Here is a 20458-nt window from a genome sequence, read left to right on the forward strand (position 1 = left end):
ATGGCAGGCCCGGCCCAGGTCGGGCCTGCTTCTGCCTTGGGCCTGATCGGCAGGTGCCGAAGCGCCTGTGGCCGGTTCTTCAAAGATGGGCGATCAGCTGCTGCCGATAGCCGTTTTCATCGGCTGGGGCGGGGTATCGGGTTTCATCGATCAGCGCGCGCAACTGCTGTGAATGGCTGGACTGCCTGAAGGCGACCTGGCACTCGGCAGCATCAAAAAAACCTCGTAGATGAGGCAGGACCAAGGGCAGCAACAGAGGTTCTATCTTCAACGAAATACTGACGATATCCAGTTGGTCGGTGGGGTCTCGGTAGAGATCGATGACCAGCAGGCTTGCACTTTCGGTACCCGGATAAATGTGGACGTCGCCAGCGCCAACCGGGGTTTCGTCGAAGTAGCTGGTGTACAGCTTGCGAATGTCGAGAGCGATTCCCAGGGTGTTCAATGCCGCCGCCAGATCGGCGTTGGGAACAGGCTCGTCCTGCGCCCAGGTGACGAAGTCAGGCATGGAAACACAGATGTCGAACTCGTTGGCGCAGATGATGGGCGTCACTGGGAAGGCTTCCTGATGGTGGAGGGCCGGTAGCCTACCACTGGGCGACGCTGTTTTTGCAGCGATGATCCATGAGTTACTCCAGGTAGCTCATCGGCTGTCCATAACTCTTGAATAGGTGGCGCATTCCCCGGTTTGTCCTGTAGCGTTCATCGCGGCTGGCGAAGCTGGCCAGGCACGGACGTTGGGAGTCCTGCACACATTCAGACCAAGGATATTGGCCCCAGATGACTCAGCTGATTGATTTCAAATCCATCGTTGCAGCAGCGCAGCGGATAGATGGATCGGTAGTTCGTACGCCGACGGTGGAAAGTTCAATGCTGGCAGGCATGGTTGAACGACCCGTCTTTCTCAAGCTTGAAAACCTGCAGGCCGGTGGTTCATTCAAGACCCGCGGGGTACTCAACAAGTTCTCGGCGTTGCAGGAGGGCCTGGGCGATAGCCACTTCGTCGCCGTCAGTGGGGGTAACTTCGGCATTGCCATCGGCGAGGCGGCCAAGCGCTTCGGCGCCAGGGTGACGGTGATCATGCCCGAGAGCGCGCCGTCTTCGTCGGTCGAACGCATTCGCGCCTCCGGCAGTACGGTCATTGTCGAACCGGATGTGCATGCCGCCTTTGCCCGGGCCAAGGCCCTGGAGGCAGAGGGCTATGGGGTGATCGACGATTGCGCCGACACGCTGATTGCCGAGGGGCATGGAACACTGGCCCTTGAGTTCATTGCCGACTGCCCGTCCCTGACCGACGTGTTTGTCGCGGTCGGCGGCGGGGCGATGCTGGCGGGGGTGGCCACGGCCTTGAAGGCGATCAAGCCGGGGATCCGGGTCTGGGGCGTAGAGACCGCCGGCGCACACTCCATGAGCCAGGCCTTGCAGGCGGGCAGGCCGGTGGATATCGACGTCAGTTCGATCGTCTCCACCCTTGGCGTTCCGATTATCGACGAGCTGATGTTTGCCCACGCTCGCCACTATGTCGAAGACATGGTTGTGGTCCCTGACGAAGAGGCGATCAAGGGCATGCTGTCCTTTGCGCAAGGGGCAAGGCAATGGGTTGAGCTGGCTTCTGGCGCGCTTGTGCCCGCGGTCATTGCCACCGCGCCCAGGCTGCCTGCCGACGCGGTTATTGGCCTTGTCGTCTGTGGTGGGAACATATCCCTTCAAGACATGACGAAATGGGCTACCTATGCGGGAATTTCCTGAACATTCCCAGGGTGATGTCTGTAACAGGTCTCTCGCTATCGAAAGCGAGTGCTGGCTGACGTACGCGCTCCGGCGCTGAGAGGGGGCGAGCAGCCCCCTCAGCGCACCAGGTTGGCCAGCCAGCCGTGCAGGTCCTACTTCACATCGCCATTGTAGAAAACGTGCTGCACGTCTTCTTTCTTGACGATCAGCTTGTTGCCATCGGCCAGGCTTTCGACCAGCTCCGAGCAGTTGTTGATTTCCATCTTGCCGGTCACCGATTCCGAGGCACTGTCAAAGGTGAAGGCGTAGGTGGTGGCGGGGCAGCTGGCGCCACCTTCTCCGGTGGAGACCACCAGCAGATACTTGCCACCGAAGGCATAGGCTTTCTCGACGGCGACGTATCCTGTGAGGTCCGGGTCTTCAACCACGTAGTCCATCACGTTGACGACACCGGCGCGGGATACATAGTTGATGGCCGAACCGCCCATTTCGCGGGTGCTGGTGGTGAATACGCCACCGATGTCGTCGCCGCTGATGATCAGTGGTACGTAGCTGACCCGGGGCGCTTCTGGGGCCGTTTGGGTGGCGACTGTCGGGGCGGGGCGCTCGCCGAGGGCAGGAGCCGCCTGTGGCGATACACACTTGCCGGTCTCGCAGATCCGATCACCCTTGCAATCGGTGTCCTTGAAGCACTGGGCGGCAGCGCCTGCCTGGCCGGTTGCCACCGGCTCGGGTTTCTTGTCGCATCCAACCAGGGCCAGCGCTGCAAGTGAGAGGGCGTAAACAAGCTTCATGTTGATCTGTCCTTAATCAAGAGGAGGGGCCGGCGAGCAATGTAAAGGGTTTGCTCAGGCGTTGCCAGGAAACCTCAGCCCGGCCATCCCCTGTTGGCGGCTTGTCAGCAAAGGCTGTCGGCCGCACTGAGCATGGGGAGGACCGGGAGGCTCATATCGCGGATGGCCGCTTCAAGCTTGTCCTGGTAGATGCTCAGGATGGAGTAATCCAGTTTCTGGGTGATGTTCGCGCCGCTTGCGCAATTTTGCAGCAGTTCTTCCAGTGCCCCGGCGACCAGGTCCGCGGTGACCTGCAAGACGTTCAAGCCGAAGCGGCTATCGACAATGACCAGATTCGTTAAGTCGTACATACAGCCCCTGCGGTCACTGTGATGAAGGGTAATGGCTATGAGCCACTAGCAGTTTAACTAAACCGTCGGTGGGCTGTCACGGGGAGAAAAGGGGGGATTTGCGTCGGTGAGCGGGTTTTTTGTACGGCGATTTTCCAGCGCTCAGGGGCCGCTCTGTGTACCATTCTGGTCCGCCTGGAAACCAGATTTGATCTGCATGCTGATTTTGAAAAAGGGTGATCACCAGGGCTTGAAGATAGGGCCACGCTGGCCATCTTCAGAGGTCTCGATAGATGCCCGGGTCTTCGCCCAACTGCTTGAGGTGCAGTCGAGATTGCCTCGCTCCGTGCAACTGCTGGTAACCCGGGGTTACGAACCCAACAGCAGTTGCCTGGGGTTTTTCAGAACCCTGTCGCGCTGGCTGGGCATCCGGCTTTTCTGCCTGTGTTACCCGCGGCGAAAGCAGGAGCTGGAGGATATTTTCGGCTCCAATGGCCATGACGTGGACGGCACTCATGTCGACCTGTCCATCGTCCTCGATGGCAAGCGCTTGCGCTTTCTGCCCTTGGGTGTGTTTACCTCGCCGGCCCGCCAGGAACAGCGCAAGGCGCGTTACTCGGCGGTAGTGGAGGAGGTCAAGGCCACCCTGGGGCAGTGCGGTTTTCAGATTCATCGCAACCCTACCGAAAGCCTGCAGATCCATTGCGACTACAAGGCTTGATCTCGATCTCTGAAGCGTTGGTCATGCAGCACCCATGGTGCTTTCCGACGCAAGTATTAAGGACGTTACGTGTTGCGTAGTCTGTTGTGGCTGGTGCTGACCCTGGGGCTGAGCGGGTGCACGGCATTGATGACCCGAACCACTCCCTACACCTGTCCCTATATCGGCGTGCGCATGGACTGGGCGCTGGCAAAGGAAAACAACGGCGTGCTCTGGCCGTTTCTGGCGCTGGATGCGCCGTTTTCCGGGGTGGTGGATACGCTGATGTTTCCCTTTGAATACCAGCACAGTTGCAGCCTTTGATTCTGGAGGTTCAGCTGGGCTGAACGGTCAGGTGAGTGGGCGGGCCGATCCGTGCTCAGGAGCGGGGGCGACCCGAGGTTAGAAAGGCCGTCTAGAGTTGATTCTGGCAATCGCTGCCTGAGGAGAACCACCATGCACACATCGCGTCCGCTTGTTACCGTTCTTGCCTGCCTGTTCCTGGCTGCGGCTTCCCCCCTGGTACTGGCCGATCCGGGCGGGGGCAAGGGGCAAGGCCATTCCAAGCAGGGCGCCCAGGATGATCGTGGCCAGGGCAACCGGGAGGGCCACGGCAAGGGCAAGAAACCTGCTGCTGACGATTGGAGCCATGGCCCGAGCATTGATCGTGGCAACGTGCTCGGCATCTTGGGTGGGCACCGTGATTACTGGAGCCCGGGACCGGCGTTGCCTCCCGGTATCCAGAAGAGCCTGGCCCGTGGCAAGCCCCTTCCACCAGGCATAGCCAAGAAGCTGGACAGCCGGCTGCTCGGGCAACTGCCACGCTATGAGGGGTATGAGTGGCGGCAGGCCGGTACAGACCTGATCCTGGTGGCCATTGCCAGCGGGGTTATCTACGAAGTGCTGAATGACGTGTTGAACTGATGGGGCTGCCGGGGTTTCAGCCAATCGCAACTCAAACCCCGGCAGGGAGCCCTGACCCGAAGGGCTATTCCCAGAGCTTGAACAGCACGCTGGCATTCACCCCGCCAAAGCCGAAGCCATTGGACAGTGCGTATTGCATGGCCAGTTGGCGAGCCTGCCCCCTGACCAGGTCCAGCCCTGCGGCGGCGCTGTCCGGGTTTTCCAGGTTGAGGGTGGCCGGGGCGATCTGATCGCGCAGGGCGAGGATGGTGAAGATCGCCTCTATTCCTCCGGCCGCACCCAACAGGTGGCCAGTGGCGGATTTGGTGGCGCTGATGGCCAGCCCACTGTCGGTGCCGAACACCGTTCTGATAGCAGCCAGCTCGCCTTTGTCACCCACGGGGGTGGAGGTGGCGTGGGCATTGAGGTGCTGCACCTGGGATGCCTGGATACCGGCCTGGCGCAGGGCCTGCTGCATGGCGCGACGGGCGCCGTCGCCGTCTTCCGGGCCGGCCGTCATGTGGTAGGCGTCGGCGCTAGTGCCGTAGCCCACCAGCTCGGCGATGGGCCGGGCGCCGCGGGCCAGGGCATGTTCCAGTTCCTCGATGACCAGCAGGCCGGCGCCTTCACCCATGACAAAACCATCCCGAGCCTGGTCGAACGGACGGGAAGCGCGTTCCGGGGTGTCGTTGAATTCGCTGGACAAGGCGCGGGCTGCGGCGAAGCCGCCCAGGCTGACCCGGTGGATGGCCGCCTCTGCACCGCCACACACTGCGATGTCGATTTCCCCGGCGCGGATCATTCGCGCGGCATCGCCAATCGCCTGGACCCCGGCGGCACAGGCGGTCACCGGCGCGCCCAGGGGGCCCTTTAGACCATGGCGGATCGACACGTGCCCGGCGGCCATGTTGCTCAGGAACGAGGGAATGGTGAACGGCGACAGGCGGCGCGGGCCCTTGCTGTCGGTGGTGCGTACCGCTTCGGCGATGGCCGGGAAGCCGCCCACCCCGGAGGCGATGATGGTGGCCGTGCGTTCCTGGGCTTCTGCGGTATCCGGCTTCCAGCCGGCCTGGGCCAGGGCCTCCTCGGCCGCGGCCAGGGCGAAGAGGATGAAGCGATCCATCTTGCGCTGTTCCTTGGGGGCCAGCAGTTGGTCCGGGTCGAAGCCGGCCTCAGGGTCCTGGAGCGAGTCGGGCACCTGGCCGCCGATGGTGGTCGACAGCTCGCCGATGAGTTCTTCCGGTAACGAGCGGATGCCGGACTGGCCTGCCAGCAGGCGCCGCCATACCTGTTCGACTCCACAACCCAGTGGCGTGATTGCGCCCATGCCGGTGACTACGATGCGTTTGCTCATGCGGATCCTGCTCCTTCAGCGTACGTGATTGGGGAACAACGAAACGTGGACGATACTATCATCATGAAAGTAACATCCGAATCCATAATTACCGAGGTGCAGTGCAGGAGCCAGCCATGCAACGAAAGAGTCTGATTGACGCCGAGTGTCCGATCGCCCGAGGCCTGGAGCGGGTGGGGGAGTGGTGGAGCATCTTGATCATGCGCGATGCCTTGCATGGCTTGCGGCGCTTCGACGAGTTTGCCCGCAGCCTGGAGATCGCCCCGAACATGCTGACCCGGCGTCTCAATTCCCTGGTGGAGGATGGGTTGCTCGTGCGTGAGGCCTACAGCCAGCGCCCTCTGCGCTATCAATATGTGCCCACGGCCAAGGGCGAGGACTTTCGCGTGGTGCTCATGGCTTTCGTGGCCTGGGGCAATCGTCACTACGCTCCCGAAGGTGAGAGCGTGCAACTTGTCGAGCGGGAAACCGGGCTTGCGGTACAGCCTGTGATGGCGGAGGTCGCCAGCGGCCGGTTGGTGGCATTGCAGGCGTGCACGGTGCAAGCCGGGCCCGCGGCCAGTGCCAGCATGCGCCAGCGCCTGGGGGCTACGGCTGTCTGAGCCCTGGCGCCTGGTTCGATGCCGCGGGTGTGGCGGGTTGCTGTGCGGCGGCCAGGTTCTGGGGTATCCAGCAGATTCTGGCTGGTGGCCGCCAGGGCGTTATCGCCCGCAGGCTGGCCGGCGTCTCAGCGTGCTCGCTGCCCGCGCCGCCAGGAAGGGTGAAAGTGCCGCCAGTGGGCGTCCTGGGCTGCAGCCAGCAGCTCACGGTCGCCGCGGGTATCGCCCCAGGCCCGGAGTCGATACTGGTTCAGCGGACCGTAGACGCTTTCCAGGCGCAGGACCTTGTTCTGGCAACGGCAATTGTTGCCGGTGATACGCCCGCTCAGTATGCCGTCGACCACCTCCAGTTCGGTGCCGATCAAGCTGATCCCCAGGCGTGTGGCGAAAGGTTGCAGGACCAGGGCCGGGGAGGCAGAGCACAGGGTTACCAGGGCGCCTGAGCGCAGCTCCTGGGCCACCGCCTGCACGCCCGCCGGGCGCATCAGTCGGTTCCAGGCCTGCTGGCAGAAAGCTTCTGCCCGCTGCTGGAGCCAGGCGGCCTCGACGCCTGTGAGGAAGGTGCTGATCAGTTGCGCCTTGAGCTGGTCGCGATCGACCCGGCGCACCAGGAACCTCAGGCTGGGCAGGGCCAGGCCGAGTATCCGCCGGTTGAACTGGCGGTGGCCGAAGGCAAACCTGAGAAAGGGTACGAAGCTGTCATGGCGGGTCAGGGTGCCGTCGAAATCGAACACCGAGAGCACCTGGCTGGCATCGGGGTTGATCCCGATGGTGTCCGGGGCAAGCGCCTGGGCTACGGATTGTGGGGCCTGGGATGGCAAGCCCGTGGGGGCGAGGGGGCCGGTTGGCGGGTGGGGCGGCATGGGTGTTCTCATTGATGGCGGCCGTGGATACGCGGCCGGTTTTGCCTGGGATTGCTGCAGTCTACGCGTTCCGAGTGGAGGCTTCTGCTACAGGTCTACAGACGCAGCATGGGAAGGGGGTTCCAGGGACGGGTCAACAGCCGTCTGGCGGACAATTGAACCAGGCGCAGATGAAAGCCGGCATCGGGAAATGCGGCAAACACTCGACGCCGATCCTGGCGCGATAGACCGAAGCTCAGCATGCCCAGGGAGACATCAATCCAGTCGGCGCGGCGGAAGCCTTCCACCAGGCTATCCGGCTGCGCGGCAGTAGGGGTGATCTTGTGGTGCAGTTCAATCATTGGCAGCACCTCGGCTGCCCATTCCAGCCTGCCGATTTCCTCCAGATAGGCTTCGGCCAGGTGTAACGAGGGTGGCAGGTAGTCGAAGGTCCCGGCGGTCCAGATCCCCAGATCATGAAAGGCTCCGGCAATGGAGAGTTTCTGCAACTGCAGGGCATCAGTGCCTGTAAGCAGGTGGCAGAAGTTGATGACCCGGTACACATGGTTGCGATAGCCGGTGAAATCCTTGCCCAGCTCGCCGCGATAGCGTTGCAGCAGTTCGTCCAGCAGTTCCAGTTGGGTCAATAGCATTGCAGCGTCCTTGCGGTACCCCTTCGGGGCGTGTTTTCAAGAGTCGGTTCACAATTAACGGGAAGCGCCGGATGCCGGCGTGCGTTGCCTGGCGCGGGCTCTTTCGATCATGGCCACGATGGTGTCGCAGAGCTCTTCCTGGGCTTGGCCGAAGCTGATCTCTCCCAGTGTGGCGGCATGGGACAGCGCTTCGGCGGCGCCGAGCATGGCCCGCAGGCCCGCGGTGCCTATCACGGCGCCGTTCGCGAAGGGCTCAAGGGCACCTCGACAGGTTTCCAGGAAGGTGGCCTCGTATTCACGCTTGGTCTGCTCCAGCTCCGGCGAGCTGGCCAGGGCGGCGATCACCCCAGGGATTTCACGGCCCTGGCGTTGCACACAATCCATATAGGACGCGGCAATCACATCGGCGCGAGCCGCCAGCGTGGGGCTGGCAGTCTCCAGCGCCTGCTCCATGAGTGCGGTCTGACGCTGATCGTAGTCCTGGTAGAGGGCCGCCAGGAGTACCGCCCGAGTGTCGAAATGATCGTAGACCACGGGTTTGGTGACACCGGCCTGTTCTGCCAGGTGCCCCAGTGTCAGGGCCTCGGTGCCTTGTTCGCGAACTATCTGCCAGGCCACGCCCATCAACTGCTGCAGGCGCTGTTCCCGTGTCAGGCGACGGCGCGGTGAGGTATCGGTGTTCTGGCGGCTTGACATGCTTATATACCAAAGGTAGGTTGTTGGTCGTAACTTACTAAAAGTATATAAACCCTCTGCAATCAGCGCAATGCGCTTGTGGGAGTAGTCGCCATGCACGCACTTCTTGTCTTTGCCCATCACGACCCCAGGTCCCTGACCCACAGCCTTGCCCGGCAGATTGCCGAAGGCCTGGCCGAGTCTGCGGAGCACTCCTTCGAGATTGCCGATCTCTGGAGCGAAGGCTTCGAGCCGCGCTTCGGCGCCGCAGATATTGCGGTACACAGAACCCAGGTCACCCCTCCTGTGGACGTTCTCGCCGAGCAGGCCCGGGTCGATCGCGCTGATGCTCTGGTACTGGTCTATCCGGTCTACTGGTGGTCCATGCCAGCGCTGCTCAAGGGGTGGATCGACCGGGTGTTCAGCAATGGCTGGGCGTTTGATTTCCAGGCCGATGCCAGGTTGGTGAAAAAGCTGGGGCGCCTTCGGGTGCATCTGGTGGGGGTGGCTGGGGCTGATGCCGGTACCTATGAGCGTCACCGCTACCTCGAAGCGATGCAGGCTCAGATTGATCACGGGATCTTCGATTACTGCGGGGCCAGTGTGCTGACGTCGCAGTTGCTGTACGAGTCGGAGTCCGGCGCCCAAGCCGCCAATCTGCAAAGGGCCCGGGCTATCGGGCAGGCCTTGTTCAGCGCCCACAGGCTCGCCGAGCCGGCGTAAGGCTTTGCCAGGCATATCCAGAGGGGCAGGGTGGGAAGGGGGGGCGGGCGGTGGTCGCGGTCGAAGGTTGGGCTGGTTCTAGCCCCAGCAGCACCAGGCGAAGGTCGTCAGGCAGAGCAGCAAGGGCAGGGCATCAAGAAATTCATTCATACCGGCACATTCCATTCGGACGGGTGCCGGCAATTTAAGGTGGCTGCTGTTATCTGTCTGTTGCGATTCTGTGAATTTTCAACGCTATTTTGTTGAATGCTTCACGAAGCATTGCAGGTGCAAGGCTGGCACCTTTTTTTCGCGGCTCCAACACTGATGGAGGCCTTCCAGAAATCTGTCCTGAAATCCAAAGACTCAAAAAAAGTGTGGATATTTAATGACTTAGGTGGTTTTATTTGTGGTTTTTTTCTCAAAATATGTTGTTACAGAATGTACGATTCCGTTACTATAGCTCTGCGTTCACCTACCACGGTTTATGCATTTTTAGCCCCAAGTGTCCATCAGCTACTTGGGCTTTTTTTTGCCTGGAATTTGTCACGGGCCGCTTTTTCCCATGGGCTGGATGCACAGGATTCACGATCGGGCACCTGGCTCACCCGACCGTGACTGCCGATACGCCTAGTGCCGGACGATGTGCAGCCCTTCCTCCTCCTGAGGCGGCACGAAGTAGCGGCTAATCCGTTCGAACTGCTCGTCGCTGGCGGCAAACGGGTGATCGCCCAGACGATTGCGCTCGCGCAGCCTTGCCTTGCACTGGGCTTCATCTACATCCAGTACATGCAATTGATGAGGGGTGCCGGCCTGGTCCGCCAGCGCTCGCAGCCAGGTTCGCTGGGCGACGGTATTGGCGGGAAAGTCCAGGACGACACAGGTTCCAGCACGCAACATGGCGATCACCAGCGGTTCCAGCACACTTGCCAGGCGCTGGGCGTGGAGCAGGTAGTCGGCAATCGAATGAATCTGCTCCGGATACAGGCCTGCCAGCCACTGGTCTTCAGAGATCAGGACGCTGCCGTGCGCCTCTGCCAGCTGCCTGGCCAGGGTGGACTTGCCCGAGGCGATCTTGCCGCACAGTAAATGCAGTACGGCGGGTGATGAGTGCTTCATGGTTTTCTCCTGGGGTAGTTGCCTCAGAAGAGTGGTGGTCAACCCCGCCTCCGAGGCGGGTTTTTGACAGCCTGGACGGCCGCTAGCCCACCTTGCTGATGAAGGGGGTAATAATCGCTGCGAGGCCAGGCCGGGGGATCGGGTTCATGTTGTGGAAACTACAGAGTCGCCACGAAAAAAAACAGCCCGGCCATGCACAAGCCTCCATCATTTCGAAGCGCTGAGGCATTGCGCAGGCATTCGATAACTGCGGGGTAGTTAACATTTCTCTGTGTTTTTTCTGATACACAAACGCGCATACAGGCCTATCCTGAACGGGCAAACTTCACCTCCCCCATACAGGCGAGAAGCCATGCTCTCTACCAGCGAGCTTTGCCACATATTGGAGTCCGGCTTTCTCCCGCTGTCCTGCGCCTGCGCCCTGAACCCCAACGGCTCCCTGACCATCAAGATCTATGATGCAGAGTCGGGCCGGGTGGACTTGCTGCTCACCGGCGTCTCCACTGCCGAACTCACCAGCGTGCGCGACATTTCCAATCTGATTGGCGAGCTGCGTACCGAATTGCGGGCAGGGCGCCGAGCCTTTGCCGGGGCCTTCACCCACTACGCCGGCTGAGGGGGCGGGGAGGCGCGCATTGCTGACAGTTGAACATGTCATTGCGAGGGCATAGCGTTACAGCGTTCGCCCAGTATCTATGACTCTTTACCGGTTCATGGATGGCGAGGTCATCTGTACTGGGCGAACTCCACAGGCGCTTGATGTACGTCTTTGCGGTTGTAGCTGTTAACCTCCCTCGCCATTTTCACCCAAGGGTGCGCAACTCGGGCGGTACCCGAGGCTTTCTGCACCTGGCTTGGTCTTTACCCATTCAAGGAAGGTCTTCATGAACATCGGCAATACGCCTCCCGCCAACTACAGCTACGCCCAACTCTCGAAAGTACTGGAACACAACCGCTCGGTTGCTCAAGTCAAAGGTCCCGAGGCGCCTGTGGAGCAGGAGTTCGCGGCGCATCTGGAGGCCGAGCAGGCGGTCGCCAAGGACGACGCGCTCAAACTCTCATTGAGTTTTTCCGCGCAAGCTTGAGGGCTGCCAGGGGAGGAAGCTCTTCCTGGACATTGCTGGCAGGAGCTTCGTCCGAGGCTGTCACTTCAGGATAAGTCTTTAAAAATCAGTTGGTTGGCTTATGGCGCCATGTTAGTCTTGCCGCCGCTGAGGGAGTTGGCGAGAGGCTGTGCGGCCCCTGGTTGAACCTCGGAATGACGCTGTAGATCTCTGATTTATCGTGTTTTTTTACCCTCGACAGCGAGTTGGGAACCGGGTTTTTTTGCCGGCTTCGACCTTGCTTCACAAGGACTGGATGTATATATTCCACTCCCTGCTTCAAGCACTGGACGGGCTGATGCCGATTGAATGTTCCAGTGCCGCGTTATCGCGCTACCGCCCGAATGGCGAAACTGGTAGACGCATGGGACTTAAAATCCCCCGCTCGTAAGGGCGTGCCGGTTCGATTCCGGCTTCGGGCACCATTTTCGATTCTCAGGCCTTACCAAGCCTTCTCAAAAATCCCCGCAAGGCCAATGCCTTTGGGGATTTTTGTTTGCATCTCTTAGCAACTCTTCTCACCCCTTCTCAATATTTTTAGTACATTGCCCAGCACATCTGAATTAGACAGCTCATGGTGATGTACTAATGCCCCTCACTGACACGGCCATCAGGCAAGCAAAGCCCAGGGACAAGGACTATAGCCTCAGCGATACCGCTGGCCTTTCCTTATTCGTAGCCGCCAAAGGCTCGAAAGCGTGGCACTTCCGCTTTTCATGGCACGGAAAGCAGCCGCGCATATCCCTGGGCACCTATCCCGAAATCACCCTCAAAGAAGCACGCGAGCGCCGCGACCAGGCAAGATCCCTCGTTGCGAAGGGCATCGACCCCAGAGCAGAGCGCCGCGATGAAAAGCGCGCGGCCACCACCGGCGCCGTGAAGACTTTCGAAGTCGTTGCGAACGAGTGGCATGCGTTCAAGTCTCCGCGCATGATCGCCGCAAAGAAAGGAGGCGTCACTCAATCTCGCCTCTACCTGGAAAAAGACTTGATTCCATCTTTGGGAAAGGTCCCGGTGGCCGACGTCAAGCGTTCCGATGTACTAAGCGCCATGCGTCGTATCGAAGCCCGGGGAGCCTTGAACGTGGCGCGCAAGTGCAGATCCTGGTTGAACGAGATCTTTCGTTTTGCAATCGCGTCCGGGTACATGGACACAAACCCGGCATCCGATCTAGACATCGTTGCTGTAAAGGAGCCGCCGGAGAAGCACAACCCGATGCTGCGACAAAGTGAGCTCAAGGACTTCTTGATAGCTCTGCGCCAGTTCAATGGTGCCGCATACACGAAAAGTGCGATACGCATCCTGCTGCTGACCGGCGTGCGGACAGGTGAGTTGCGCAATGCGACATGGAGTCAGTTTGACTTGGACGATGCGCTCTGGACCATTCCCGCAGAAGGCGTGAAGCAACTGCAGAAGGTCATCAGAGCAAAGGGAGGGGATAAGGTACCGCCGTATCTGGTGCCACTGTCGCGGCAGGCGGTAGAGGAGGTGCGCAATGTCCGCGAATTGACCGGCAAGTACAAGCTGCTGATTCCAGGCAGGAGCGACCCGAGCAAACCTATCAGTGACGGTACAGTCAACATGGCATTGAAGCGCATGGGATACGAAGGCCGCCTAACCGGGCACGGGATCCGCGCAACGATATCGACGGCCCTGAACGAGATGGACTACAACGAGGATTGGATTGAGGCTCAGCTTTCGCATGCAAGCTCGGGAAAGGTCCGCAAGACATACAACCACGCAGAGTACGTCGAGCAGAGACGCAAGATGATGCAGGAGTGGGCAGATTACCTTGATCGGCTCGAGAGCATCTAGATGTTACTGGGTATGCTGGCGCGCCGATGCGCGACTGGCTGCCCATTGCTCTACCTCCGAACGGATCCAGGCGACGGCCTGCTCTCCTACCTTGGCCTGGCGGGGGAACTTACCGCCACCAGCCATCCTGTAGATTGTCGAGGTGCTCAGTCCCGAGATGCGCCGTACCTCAGGCAGCCGGATGTATTCGATTACCACTGGTTCTGCACTCACGACTCACCCCCTTTGCCCATGGCGGCGTCGATGGCTTCCGAAACTGTCAGCCATAGCGTTTCGCAGCTATTCGGGAAATCAATTTCGCAACCATCTTCGTCAAAAAGCTCAACATATCCAGAGTCTTTTTCGATGCAGATCCGGACCTCCCAGCCTTCTGGTAGCTCGTGAGCGCCACGCTCGACTTGGCGATAAAGCTCGGCTCCTTTGCACTCTTTCTTGAGCCTCGCGATAGCTTCGTTCTGCGCGTCGAAGCCGGTGCGCAGGCCGGCGAGTTCGGCGCGGAGTTGGTCGCGCTCTTGCTCGGCTACGGATGCCCGCTCCAGAGCTCTCAAACGACCCTCTCGATGCTCATATGCTTTTTCAGCGATCTGCTGGATAAGCACGAGCGACTGTCGTTCTGCGGGGCCTTTTTCCGATGAGGCGGCCAAGTCGGCCATCGCATGGACCGCCCCCTCCAGCCGCTCGGCATCCTTGCGCAGCGCCTCGTTCTCGGCCTTGAGCTGAACGTTCTGATCTTCAAGTCTGGTCATCATGAGATGCCATTCAGGCTCATCGTTTTCAGATTTCAGGCGTTCGTTCTCGGATTTGAGCTGGTCGATCAGCCTACGCGAATGCTTGGCAGGCTCGAATGCAAGGCGCTCGTTCTCGGCGATCAGATCCAGGATGTTTTCGCAAAGCTGGTGATCTTCAAACATCCCAAGATCACTGGAAATACAGTGTTCCTCAGCCAGCCGCTTCAGCTCTTTGTAATCGCTCATGGCTTCACCTCGATGCTGCTCTTCTCTACCAGTTCAAGATCCCGCCATGAGACTATGGCGCAATATGCTTTTCTTCTTCCTTCGGCGGGAAATTCCACAAGCGGGTTATCCCATGGCCTAACTGGCATCCGGTAGCCTCGAATGCTTCCAATTCGACCGCCTTTTACTTTCTGCCGGAACTCCGCGAGATAGCCATTAATTGCTGATTCCTTTACCCGAACCTTGTCTCCCTTTTCAAACATCATGGCTTAACCCTCAGGCCCAGGGATTCGATGGCTTCTTCATGCTTCTTGCAGGCATAGAGATAGCCAGTATCGAATGTGTCATAGCCATACTTTTCCCCGCGCTCCGGCCATTCTTTACGGCAATCTTCGATACCGTCGTCTGGCAACTCCACCACCAGCGACTCGCGGGAGGCTTTCCAGGATTCCCACATAGCCCGAGTGGAGGCCCAGTAATAGTTTTCTGTGGATGATACCCAGCGGAAATCCCCATCTACGAGAGGATCAATTCCAGTTCTAGCCCAAGCCTCAAACTCTTCCCGCATCTTGTCGCTCATACCTTCCTCCATGCTTCACGCTGTGCTTTGTTCCAGCCGTCTACCCATCTCTGCTTTGAGAAAGGAGAGGTGTCATGTTCTGTAGCGAACGGGTTACGCTCGAGGCTTATGCCCCGTAGAAATGCGGCATAGCCCTGTTCGAATGGGGTTATCTTCTGTCCGTGCAGCTCAGCAGTTGCCATGACGGGCTACCTCGATAACTTGCCGAATGCCCAGCGCGTAATCCGCCGGCCGGCTCTGAGCTGATTGCTCCAGGTTGCAGATCACGGTCTCGACTGGCCCGCGGTCGTCGAACATTGACCGCGGCTGATGCGAAGCCTGCATCAGCATCTCCGCCGCGAACTTCCGGCCTTCTTGTAATTCGATGAGGGACACAAGCGCCTCCCGCCCGCCATCGCCGGCAGGCTTTCCGATTGTTGAGTGGGGTGTTTCAGATCGTGCTGATTGGCCCTGGCATTGCGCCTGGCTATGGTTTGCAGCGTTCGCCCGGTTCGTTGTCAGGCTGCTGCAGCGGCCGGCTTATGCCGGGCCGGGCGGACTCTTCAGACCTTCACTTGCCTTGGCATCATGGAAAACATCCATCTGTGCTGCGCCGGCGAGCCAAGCCTCTGCAATCCGGCGTTCAGCCATGGCGGCATAGCTCGGATTGATCTCACAGAGCAACGATTTTCGCCCCTCCTGCATTGCGACGAGGGCTGTGGTGCCAGCTCCGCCGAACGGATCCAGCACCATGCCGCCGCGGGGCGCGCCGGCCAGGACGCAGGGCCTGATCAGTTCAGGGGGGAACGTGGCGAAGTGGGCGCCCTTGAATCCGATGGTGGCCACCGTCCAGACGCTGCGCTTGTTGCGGGTGGTGTCGTAGTCGACGTCTGGCCTGCCTGGTCGATGCTGGCCCGTCTGGCCGTGATCGCCTTCGGTGTATTTCGTCTCCCGGGCGAAACTGTTGCGCCGGCTGCCGCCGACCGCCTTCATAGAGCCATTCGTCTTGCCCGGCACACGGTCACTACCGGCCTGGTCCTCCACGTTCTGCGCCCAGCGCTGAAGGCTGCTCCGTGCCGCCGGCTCGCGAATCGCATCCTGATCGAACCAGTACCGCGGTCCCTTGCTCAGCAAGAAAAGGTATTCATGGGCCTTCGTACATCGATCCTTGATGGACTCTGGCATCGGGTTCGGCTTACTCCAGATGATGTCTTGGCGCAGGTACCACCCGTCATCCTGTAGAGCAAAGGCGAGCCTCCAAGGGATACCCATGAGATCTTTTTGCTTCAGGTCTTCTGGCGGGATTCGCCGGCGCCCACGCAGCACCGCGCCTCGGGTCGCCTTGGAAATCGTGTCGTGCTTCCCAGCTGAGCCTTCGGGTGCGTAGCCGCCGGCGATCGAAGCGTATGTATCTCCCATGTTCAACCACAGCGTTCCGTCGTCGCGCAGCACCCGGCGTACTTCGCGGAAGACGGCCACCAGGTTGTCGACGAACTCCCCTGGGGTGTCCTCCATGCCGATCTGGCCGTCATGGCCGTAATCACGCAGCCCGAAGTAAGGCGGGCTGGTGACGCAGGTATGTACGGACTGATCTGGCAGCGTCCGCATCATGTCGATGCAGTTTCCGACCAAGATTTGATGTTGTTCAGTCATGTCCTTGGCTCCTTGTAGCCGCTGCTAATGGGTCATGGTTTCCAGCTTCTGCCAACGCGGAAAACCATCATCAGGTTGTGATGGAGGGGGACTTTGAGAACGTGGTCGTAGAACTCACCCTTTCCTGAGATGAACCCCGTCGGAACCTTGCTTTCTGCGGTCCCGAGTTCCCGCCAGCATTCTTCGCCACCGTTCTTTTCCCAGTAGGCGTGTTCTCGTTTCGGAATCTCGTCGTAGGTTTTATAAAACATGGAGTGGTCCGGAATGTCACAGATCCGGCGCCATGCCGGATGGCGCCTGCACCAGTCGGCGGCATGCTGAGACGCTTGCTCGGTAGAGTAAAATTCTTTGGTGTTTTGTTTCGTCATGGCCTTGGCCCCGTGTAGATGTTCCAGATTGCGAAGAGCAGGGCGGGGAGGATCATGGCTGCACCTCCAACGCTGCGGCCTTGCGCTTGCGCATCAGCTCGGCAACGTCACCCGGGTAGCTGATCTCCACCGCGCCCATCTCAACTGCGCGAGCGCGCTTGCTGAGGCAGATGTCGAAGTGCTCGCGGATGGTGCCTGCCTTCTGGATCCATTTCCGCTGTACTCCGATCTTGTCGGCCATCGACAGCAGTTCCTCACTGCTATCTGCGAACATGTGGCACATCTTCATGCGGCCGAACGTGGCGTTCATGTCGTCGACGTAGACGGTCATGGCCGCACCTCCTGCATCTGAGATATGACCGCGTCCATGCAGGTCTTTTGGACGGCATCGAGGATGGCCTGCGAATATGCGGCGCCGATCTGCGCGCACATCGCTCCAGATGCTGCAGCAAAGAAACCAGCCCACACCTGGGCCAAGTCCTTCTGCTCGCTTGCCCCGTTGTCGACGGCGCACTGAATGAACTCAGTCGAGAGCAGGGACCACATCTCATGGCCGAGCTCTACGTTTTTGTTGGGCATGACTTCGTCCTTGGCCGCTATAGCGGCTGACTTGAATGTGGGGGAGGGGTGAGGTTTTTGCGGGAGGAGTACAAATGTACTCCTAACGGGTTTTGTTGCCCTGGCGCGCATGAAAGCGCTCGTAGGGACCGTCAGGTAGGCCGCCGATTGCATTCGCCGCTTTGATCAGGATGTCGCCCAGGCGCATCTGGGCTTTGGGCGTGAAGTGCTTGAACCTGGTCCCAGGCGGGTAGTACGCCTCATGAGCCATGCGCTGACAGACTTTCGATGCCTCCTCAAGCCCACAGTTGCGCCCCCAGGCGATCAGCCTCTGGCGCTCAGGGTCTTCGAGCTGCAGTTCTTGCTTCGCAATCGGCGCACTCGGCTCTGCGCTGGCGGATAGGGCGGCGATAATGTCGACCTCGATAGCTTCCAGTTCTTCTGGAGCGTCCTGCTCAAAGCTGAACCGGCCGGAATCAACGACCCGGCGCAGCAACCCCTCCAGCACCGCAACCCGCTTCTCTGCTGCCTGGGCGGCTTCGAACCAGTCACGGCGCGAACCCTCGCGGTCGTTGAGCTGGGAGGACTGATCGTCGTCCTTCTGATCGGAAACGTTCAGGCGTTCTTGCAGGGCGTCGCGCTCGGCGGTGATGCGGTCGAAGTCGGCAACCCCGACGTATTGCGCATCATCAAATTCGGTTTCAACAACATGGCGCCAATCGGCACGAAAACGCTTCACTTCACTCATGACTCTTGCTCCCTCAATTGGCTTACAGGTACAGGGCAGGCGCCCCTGGTTGCAGTCGCACATGCTCATGACCGGCTCCCCTTGTAGATCGTCGGGATGAACACAAAACGGTCCTTGCCGTACTTAACGACCGACCACTCTTTATTCGTCAGTCGAGCCATGAGCTCGCTGAAACGGTATTGGCGGATCATGGGGAGTCCTTCCGGGTGGCCCGGGCGGTGAGAAGTTAGCTATGCAGCTTGTGAATCAACCTTGATCTGGCGCCAAGCGCCAACGGCTTCGAAGATCCGCGCTGCGTGCTCTTCTTCGAGCGAAACAGTGTCAGGAATGGCGATCCAGCCCGAGGCAACCATTTGCGCCTGGTTGGCCTCGGCGCGCAGCTTCATGTAGCAGTGCTCAATAACTTCTTCGAGGTGGTCGGAGAGATAGACGCCATCCGGAGCCAGCTCAATCGACTTGCTGTACCGATCACCCTTGGCATCAAGGCACATGGCGCTCATGTAGATCGTCCACCGGTGGGGGATGCCGCATACGGCCTGCCCGATCTTCCCAGGCGCGATGTTCTTGAGCGACTTGTAGTTGATCATTCCCTGCCGGCCGCTTGGGTCGATGTTCACGACGGCGACGTGGTTGGTGCGTACCAGGCCGCGACATGAGCGCTCGACCCGGGCCCGGGCGTTGTTAGGCTTGCGTACTTTCATAGCGCGTCAGCCATGCGTTTGAGTGCCCGGCGCTCGGCCAGGGTCAGGCCCTTCGGCTTGCGCTTGAGGACCGTTTCGGGGTCGATGTTCTTTGATCGTTTGGGCGGCTCTGGGTTGAAAGGAGGGCTTTCCAGGATCTGGATCTGCCCATCTGCAGCCAGAAACTGCGCTATCTGGGCCGATAGATCCACGGCGCTCTGGCGCTTCTGTTCGATCAGGGTTGTGTGGTTGCTGATCATGCTGCACCCCTCATGCGCTCCCGCATTTCCTTCTCAAGCGCTGCAAGCTCTTCCAAGAAGGTCTTGATCTCGGTTTCCATCTCAGCGATACGCTTGTTGTCACGCTCAAAACGGAAGCAGGCGTACTGCAGCTCCTCTGGCATCCGATCATCGAAACTGACGAAGTCGACCCAGGCTCGGCCAGTGCAGGCCATCTGGGCGAGCATTTGCCACTCGTATTGGCTGTCGTGGCATCCGGCTTGGATCACCGAGATATGAGTGGCTGTATGCGGACACTTGATTTCGATCAGACCATCTGCTCCGACAACACCGTCCGGAGATGCCGCGAATCCTACGATTAATGGATGGTCGATCAGGCCGACCTCCTGAATCATCAGGCCCTTGTCGATCTCGTAGGCCGAGCGGGCGACCGGCTCAAGCTCGGTACCGCGCTGTACTGCCGCGTTGCGGGACAGGTCGGGCCCGCTCTGGTTGCCAGTCAGGCGCTCGCAGAGCAGATCCATCATGTAGTTACGACGGGTGGCTGACGGCTCCTTGCCGCGTCCCTTGGTCATCACATCCTTAACCTTACTTGCCGTGACCTTTCCCAGGCGGGCGCGAATCCACTCATCAGTTCCCTGCTGCATCTGGCACCTCCTCGAACTCTGCTTCGACTGGCTCGGACAGTTCTTTCTTGCGCTCGTCCTTCGCTTTGGTGAGTGCTGCGCGCTCCGTCGGGAGATCTTTCCAGGCCGCCGTGAATGCCGCTTGCAGCTCTTCCATCGACTGAGCGTTACGGATGGTCTCGATAGCTGGATCTGCATCTACAGACGGCCCTGGAACGTCGTTGGTGACGATCCGCTCAGCCTCGTCCTGGTCGTAGATACCGGCAAAGCCGAATGCCAGACGCGCACATTGGATCATTGCCTTATGGCGCAGCATGCGGCGAGGGTGGGACTGCCATGGCTGCGTACTGCGCTTGCATTCAGCCATGTACTCAGTTGCGCTGATCGCGTGGCCACGGTCCTTACGGTAGATCTTGCAGGTGCACTCGGTGCCGTCCTTGTCCATGGAGAACTCCATGCCGTCGAACGCCGGGTTCTCGTTGATGATCCTGGCCCAGCCGTCAACGCCAACGACAGGGACGATGCCGCCCTTGTCCGGAAAGGCGTAGATCTCTTTGGTCCACGGGTTCAGGCCGTATTGGTCAGCAACGATCATCAGCGCCTGCATCTGTGCATCTGTGACCTGGCCCTTGAATGCCGTGGCCTTGAGTGTCGCCATCATTTCCTGAGGGTCGACACCGAAACGCTCGGCCATTCGGCCTGACAGAGTCTTTGGTTTGATTGTGGCTACGCTGGTTGCGGACATGACTATCTCT

At 59.9% G+C, this 20458-nt stretch carries 31 protein-coding genes and 1 tRNA gene; 10 read left to right on the top strand and 22 right to left on the bottom strand.

Annotated features, from left to right (window positions below):
• Positions 1-79: 79 nt before the first annotated feature.
• Entirely contained in the window at positions 80-553 is a 474-nt protein-coding gene (locus BLS75_RS01710) for a hypothetical protein (protein ID WP_072450120.1), read from the bottom strand.
• A 227-nt stretch (positions 554-780) separates the two neighbouring features.
• Here BLS75_RS01710 and BLS75_RS01715 point away from each other — a divergent pair, with 227 nt between their 5' ends.
• Positions 781-1749: a threonine ammonia-lyase gene (locus tag BLS75_RS01715; protein ID WP_072450121.1), complete on the top strand. Its 969-nt coding sequence runs from the start codon at positions 781-783 to the stop codon at positions 1747-1749.
• A gap of 134 nt (positions 1750-1883) precedes the next feature.
• On the opposite strand, the gene BLS75_RS01720 is transcribed toward BLS75_RS01715, so the two are convergent.
• Both BLS75_RS01720 and BLS75_RS01725 read right to left on the bottom strand, forming a co-directional pair.
• On the bottom strand, positions 1884-2525 hold the full coding sequence (locus BLS75_RS01720; RefSeq protein WP_072450122.1) for a hypothetical protein: 642 nt from the start codon (positions 2523-2525) through the stop codon (positions 1884-1886).
• A 104-nt stretch (positions 2526-2629) separates the two neighbouring features.
• Positions 2630-2875, bottom strand: a complete 246-nt coding sequence (locus BLS75_RS01725; RefSeq protein WP_011061719.1) for a hypothetical protein — start codon at positions 2873-2875, stop codon at positions 2630-2632.
• 196 nt (positions 2876-3071) lie between these two features.
• Between BLS75_RS01725 and BLS75_RS01730 the strand changes: the two genes are divergently transcribed.
• The 3 genes from BLS75_RS01730 to BLS75_RS01740 all read left to right on the top strand — a co-directional run bounded on the left by BLS75_RS01730 (position 3072) and on the right by BLS75_RS01740 (position 4478).
• Positions 3072-3575, top strand: coding sequence for a hypothetical protein (locus BLS75_RS01730; RefSeq protein ID WP_072450560.1), 504 nt, complete (start codon positions 3072-3074; stop codon positions 3573-3575).
• A 69-nt stretch (positions 3576-3644) separates the two neighbouring features.
• Complete coding sequence (locus BLS75_RS01735) at positions 3645-3878, top strand: YceK/YidQ family lipoprotein (protein ID WP_011061717.1); 234 nt, start codon at positions 3645-3647, stop codon at positions 3876-3878.
• Positions 3879-4010: 132 nt separating this feature from the next.
• Complete coding sequence (locus BLS75_RS01740) at positions 4011-4478, top strand: anti-virulence regulator CigR family protein (protein ID WP_072450123.1); 468 nt, start codon at positions 4011-4013, stop codon at positions 4476-4478.
• Between the two features lie 64 nt (positions 4479-4542).
• On the opposite strand, the gene fabF is transcribed toward BLS75_RS01740, so the two are convergent.
• Positions 4543-5811: a beta-ketoacyl-ACP synthase II gene (gene fabF, locus BLS75_RS01745; protein WP_072450124.1), complete on the bottom strand. Its 1269-nt coding sequence runs from the start codon at positions 5809-5811 to the stop codon at positions 4543-4545.
• 116 nt (positions 5812-5927) lie between these two features.
• On the opposite strand from fabF, the gene BLS75_RS01750 reads away from it, so the two are divergent.
• On the top strand, positions 5928-6413 hold the full coding sequence (locus BLS75_RS01750) for a winged helix-turn-helix transcriptional regulator (protein ID WP_072450125.1): 486 nt from the start codon (positions 5928-5930) through the stop codon (positions 6411-6413).
• A gap of 125 nt (positions 6414-6538) precedes the next feature.
• On the opposite strand, the gene BLS75_RS01755 is transcribed toward BLS75_RS01750, so the two are convergent.
• The 3 genes from BLS75_RS01755 to BLS75_RS01765 all read right to left on the bottom strand — a co-directional run bounded on the left by BLS75_RS01755 (position 6539) and on the right by BLS75_RS01765 (position 8601).
• A complete protein-coding gene (locus BLS75_RS01755; RefSeq protein WP_072450126.1) occupies positions 6539-7273 on the bottom strand; it encodes an HAD family hydrolase in 735 nt (244 codons plus the stop codon).
• Between the two features lie 95 nt (positions 7274-7368).
• The gene (locus BLS75_RS01760; RefSeq protein WP_072450127.1) at positions 7369-7905 is read right to left on the bottom strand and encodes an HD domain-containing protein; all 537 of its coding nucleotides are present in this window, start codon (positions 7903-7905) and stop codon (positions 7369-7371) included.
• A 54-nt stretch (positions 7906-7959) separates the two neighbouring features.
• Positions 7960-8601, bottom strand: coding sequence for a TetR/AcrR family transcriptional regulator (locus BLS75_RS01765; protein WP_072450128.1), 642 nt, complete (start codon positions 8599-8601; stop codon positions 7960-7962).
• Between the two features lie 93 nt (positions 8602-8694).
• Between BLS75_RS01765 and BLS75_RS01770 the strand changes: the two genes are divergently transcribed.
• Positions 8695-9303, top strand: coding sequence for an NAD(P)H-dependent oxidoreductase (locus BLS75_RS01770; protein ID WP_072450129.1), 609 nt, complete (start codon positions 8695-8697; stop codon positions 9301-9303).
• A 609-nt stretch (positions 9304-9912) separates the two neighbouring features.
• On the opposite strand, the gene BLS75_RS01775 is transcribed toward BLS75_RS01770, so the two are convergent.
• Positions 9913-10401, bottom strand: coding sequence for a P-loop nucleotide/nucleoside kinase family protein (locus tag BLS75_RS01775; RefSeq protein ID WP_015635908.1), 489 nt, complete (start codon positions 10399-10401; stop codon positions 9913-9915).
• A 352-nt stretch (positions 10402-10753) separates the two neighbouring features.
• On the opposite strand from BLS75_RS01775, the gene BLS75_RS01780 reads away from it, so the two are divergent.
• The 4 genes from BLS75_RS01780 to BLS75_RS01795 all read left to right on the top strand — a co-directional run bounded on the left by BLS75_RS01780 (position 10754) and on the right by BLS75_RS01795 (position 13319).
• Positions 10754-11017: a DUF1652 domain-containing protein gene (locus BLS75_RS01780; protein ID WP_015635907.1), complete on the top strand. Its 264-nt coding sequence runs from the start codon at positions 10754-10756 to the stop codon at positions 11015-11017.
• Between the two features lie 268 nt (positions 11018-11285).
• Entirely contained in the window at positions 11286-11486 is a 201-nt protein-coding gene (locus BLS75_RS01785; protein ID WP_015635906.1) for a hypothetical protein, read from the top strand.
• 356 nt (positions 11487-11842) lie between these two features.
• Positions 11843-11929: transfer RNA gene (locus BLS75_RS01790), tRNA-Leu, on the top strand.
• Positions 11930-12092: 163 nt separating this feature from the next.
• Positions 12093-13319: a tyrosine-type recombinase/integrase gene (locus tag BLS75_RS01795; RefSeq protein WP_092214709.1), complete on the top strand. Its 1227-nt coding sequence runs from the start codon at positions 12093-12095 to the stop codon at positions 13317-13319.
• A 3-nt stretch (positions 13320-13322) separates the two neighbouring features.
• On the opposite strand, the gene BLS75_RS32695 is transcribed toward BLS75_RS01795, so the two are convergent.
• From BLS75_RS32695 to BLS75_RS01860, 14 genes are all read right to left on the bottom strand, one after another.
• Positions 13323-13532: a helix-turn-helix transcriptional regulator gene (locus BLS75_RS32695; RefSeq protein ID WP_345769792.1), complete on the bottom strand. Its 210-nt coding sequence runs from the start codon at positions 13530-13532 to the stop codon at positions 13323-13325.
• On the bottom strand, positions 13529-14293 hold the full coding sequence (locus BLS75_RS01805) for a hypothetical protein (protein ID WP_092214714.1): 765 nt from the start codon (positions 14291-14293) through the stop codon (positions 13529-13531). The genes BLS75_RS32695 and BLS75_RS01805 overlap by 4 nt, the downstream gene beginning before the upstream one ends.
• The gene (locus BLS75_RS31910) at positions 14290-14538 is read right to left on the bottom strand and encodes a hypothetical protein (RefSeq protein WP_143031405.1); all 249 of its coding nucleotides are present in this window, start codon (positions 14536-14538) and stop codon (positions 14290-14292) included. The genes BLS75_RS01805 and BLS75_RS31910 overlap by 4 nt, the downstream gene beginning before the upstream one ends.
• On the bottom strand, positions 14535-14852 hold the full coding sequence (locus tag BLS75_RS01810; protein WP_092214717.1) for a phiTE_015 family protein: 318 nt from the start codon (positions 14850-14852) through the stop codon (positions 14535-14537). The genes BLS75_RS31910 and BLS75_RS01810 overlap by 4 nt, the downstream gene beginning before the upstream one ends.
• 168 nt (positions 14853-15020) lie before the next feature.
• Positions 15021-15227 carry a hypothetical protein gene (locus BLS75_RS01815; protein ID WP_092214721.1) on the bottom strand — a complete coding sequence of 69 codons (207 nt, stop codon included), beginning with the start codon at positions 15225-15227 and terminating at the stop codon, positions 15021-15023.
• 144 nt (positions 15228-15371) lie between these two features.
• Entirely contained in the window at positions 15372-16484 is a 1113-nt protein-coding gene (locus BLS75_RS01820; protein WP_092214723.1) for a DNA-methyltransferase, read from the bottom strand.
• A 32-nt stretch (positions 16485-16516) separates the two neighbouring features.
• Entirely contained in the window at positions 16517-16852 is a 336-nt protein-coding gene (locus BLS75_RS01825; RefSeq protein ID WP_092214726.1) for a hypothetical protein, read from the bottom strand.
• A 52-nt stretch (positions 16853-16904) separates the two neighbouring features.
• Entirely contained in the window at positions 16905-17183 is a 279-nt protein-coding gene (locus tag BLS75_RS01830) for a DUF4031 domain-containing protein (RefSeq protein WP_092214729.1), read from the bottom strand.
• Positions 17180-17431 (bottom strand): hypothetical protein, encoded by a 252-nt coding sequence (locus tag BLS75_RS01835; protein WP_092214732.1) that lies wholly within the window; start codon positions 17429-17431, stop codon positions 17180-17182. Before BLS75_RS01835 ends, BLS75_RS01830 begins: the two co-directional genes overlap by 4 nt.
• 82 nt (positions 17432-17513) lie before the next feature.
• Complete coding sequence (locus tag BLS75_RS01840) at positions 17514-18158, bottom strand: hypothetical protein (protein ID WP_092214735.1); 645 nt, start codon at positions 18156-18158, stop codon at positions 17514-17516.
• A gap of 230 nt (positions 18159-18388) precedes the next feature.
• Positions 18389-18859, bottom strand: a complete 471-nt coding sequence (locus BLS75_RS01845; RefSeq protein ID WP_092214737.1) for a hypothetical protein — start codon at positions 18857-18859, stop codon at positions 18389-18391.
• Positions 18856-19098, bottom strand: a complete 243-nt coding sequence (locus BLS75_RS01850; RefSeq protein WP_092214740.1) for a hypothetical protein — start codon at positions 19096-19098, stop codon at positions 18856-18858. The genes BLS75_RS01845 and BLS75_RS01850 overlap by 4 nt, the downstream gene beginning before the upstream one ends.
• On the bottom strand, positions 19095-19724 hold the full coding sequence (locus tag BLS75_RS01855) for a lambda exonuclease family protein (RefSeq protein ID WP_092214743.1): 630 nt from the start codon (positions 19722-19724) through the stop codon (positions 19095-19097). The genes BLS75_RS01850 and BLS75_RS01855 overlap by 4 nt, the downstream gene beginning before the upstream one ends.
• Positions 19708-20448: a recombinase RecT gene (locus BLS75_RS01860; protein ID WP_204378516.1), complete on the bottom strand. Its 741-nt coding sequence runs from the start codon at positions 20446-20448 to the stop codon at positions 19708-19710. Before BLS75_RS01860 ends, BLS75_RS01855 begins: the two co-directional genes overlap by 17 nt.
• Positions 20449-20458 lie beyond the last annotated feature (10 nt).

The sequence above is a fragment of the Pseudomonas sp. NFPP12 genome (assembly GCF_900103205.1).
Taxonomy (GTDB): Bacteria; Pseudomonadota; Gammaproteobacteria; order Pseudomonadales; family Pseudomonadaceae; genus Aquipseudomonas; species Aquipseudomonas protegens.

What these genes read in the sequence shown, in the direction of transcription:
- BLS75_RS01715 (WP_072450121.1), top strand. Translation starts at nt 781, where the DNA reads ATGACTCAGCTGATTGATTTCAAATCCATCGTTGCAGCAGCGCAGCGG.
- BLS75_RS01720 (WP_072450122.1), bottom strand. Translation starts at nt 2,525, where the DNA reads ATGAAGCTTGTTTACGCCCTCTCACTTGCAGCGCTGGCCCTGGTTGGA.
- BLS75_RS01725 (WP_011061719.1), bottom strand. Translation starts at nt 2,875, where the DNA reads ATGTACGACTTAACGAATCTGGTCATTGTCGATAGCCGCTTCGGCTTG.
- BLS75_RS01730 (WP_072450560.1), top strand. Translation starts at nt 3,072, where the DNA reads ATGCTGATTTTGAAAAAGGGTGATCACCAGGGCTTGAAGATAGGGCCA.
- BLS75_RS01740 (WP_072450123.1), top strand. Translation starts at nt 4,011, where the DNA reads ATGCACACATCGCGTCCGCTTGTTACCGTTCTTGCCTGCCTGTTCCTG.
- fabF (WP_072450124.1), bottom strand. Translation starts at nt 5,811, where the DNA reads ATGAGCAAACGCATCGTAGTCACCGGCATGGGCGCAATCACGCCACTG.
- BLS75_RS01750 (WP_072450125.1), top strand. Translation starts at nt 5,928, where the DNA reads ATGCAACGAAAGAGTCTGATTGACGCCGAGTGTCCGATCGCCCGAGGC.
- BLS75_RS01755 (WP_072450126.1), bottom strand. Translation starts at nt 7,273, where the DNA reads ATGCCGCCCCACCCGCCAACCGGCCCCCTCGCCCCCACGGGCTTGCCA.
- BLS75_RS01760 (WP_072450127.1), bottom strand. Translation starts at nt 7,905, where the DNA reads ATGCTATTGACCCAACTGGAACTGCTGGACGAACTGCTGCAACGCTAT.
- BLS75_RS01765 (WP_072450128.1), bottom strand. Translation starts at nt 8,601, where the DNA reads ATGTCAAGCCGCCAGAACACCGATACCTCACCGCGCCGTCGCCTGACA.
- BLS75_RS01770 (WP_072450129.1), top strand. Translation starts at nt 8,695, where the DNA reads ATGCACGCACTTCTTGTCTTTGCCCATCACGACCCCAGGTCCCTGACC.
- BLS75_RS01775 (WP_015635908.1), bottom strand. Translation starts at nt 10,401, where the DNA reads ATGAAGCACTCATCACCCGCCGTACTGCATTTACTGTGCGGCAAGATC.
- BLS75_RS01780 (WP_015635907.1), top strand. Translation starts at nt 10,754, where the DNA reads ATGCTCTCTACCAGCGAGCTTTGCCACATATTGGAGTCCGGCTTTCTC.
- BLS75_RS01785 (WP_015635906.1), top strand. Translation starts at nt 11,286, where the DNA reads ATGAACATCGGCAATACGCCTCCCGCCAACTACAGCTACGCCCAACTC.
- BLS75_RS01795 (WP_092214709.1), top strand. Translation starts at nt 12,093, where the DNA reads ATGCCCCTCACTGACACGGCCATCAGGCAAGCAAAGCCCAGGGACAAG.
- BLS75_RS01805 (WP_092214714.1), bottom strand. Translation starts at nt 14,293, where the DNA reads ATGAGCGATTACAAAGAGCTGAAGCGGCTGGCTGAGGAACACTGTATT.
- BLS75_RS31910 (WP_143031405.1), bottom strand. Translation starts at nt 14,538, where the DNA reads ATGATGTTTGAAAAGGGAGACAAGGTTCGGGTAAAGGAATCAGCAATT.
- BLS75_RS01810 (WP_092214717.1), bottom strand. Translation starts at nt 14,852, where the DNA reads ATGAGCGACAAGATGCGGGAAGAGTTTGAGGCTTGGGCTAGAACTGGA.
- BLS75_RS01820 (WP_092214723.1), bottom strand. Translation starts at nt 16,484, where the DNA reads ATGACTGAACAACATCAAATCTTGGTCGGAAACTGCATCGACATGATG.
- BLS75_RS01825 (WP_092214726.1), bottom strand. Translation starts at nt 16,852, where the DNA reads ATGACGAAACAAAACACCAAAGAATTTTACTCTACCGAGCAAGCGTCT.
- BLS75_RS01830 (WP_092214729.1), bottom strand. Translation starts at nt 17,183, where the DNA reads ATGACCGTCTACGTCGACGACATGAACGCCACGTTCGGCCGCATGAAG.
- BLS75_RS01835 (WP_092214732.1), bottom strand. Translation starts at nt 17,431, where the DNA reads ATGCCCAACAAAAACGTAGAGCTCGGCCATGAGATGTGGTCCCTGCTC.
- BLS75_RS01840 (WP_092214735.1), bottom strand. Translation starts at nt 18,158, where the DNA reads ATGAGTGAAGTGAAGCGTTTTCGTGCCGATTGGCGCCATGTTGTTGAA.
- BLS75_RS01845 (WP_092214737.1), bottom strand. Translation starts at nt 18,859, where the DNA reads ATGAAAGTACGCAAGCCTAACAACGCCCGGGCCCGGGTCGAGCGCTCA.
- BLS75_RS01850 (WP_092214740.1), bottom strand. Translation starts at nt 19,098, where the DNA reads ATGATCAGCAACCACACAACCCTGATCGAACAGAAGCGCCAGAGCGCC.
- BLS75_RS01855 (WP_092214743.1), bottom strand. Translation starts at nt 19,724, where the DNA reads ATGCAGCAGGGAACTGATGAGTGGATTCGCGCCCGCCTGGGAAAGGTC.
- BLS75_RS01860 (WP_204378516.1), bottom strand. Translation starts at nt 20,448, where the DNA reads ATGTCCGCAACCAGCGTAGCCACAATCAAACCAAAGACTCTGTCAGGC.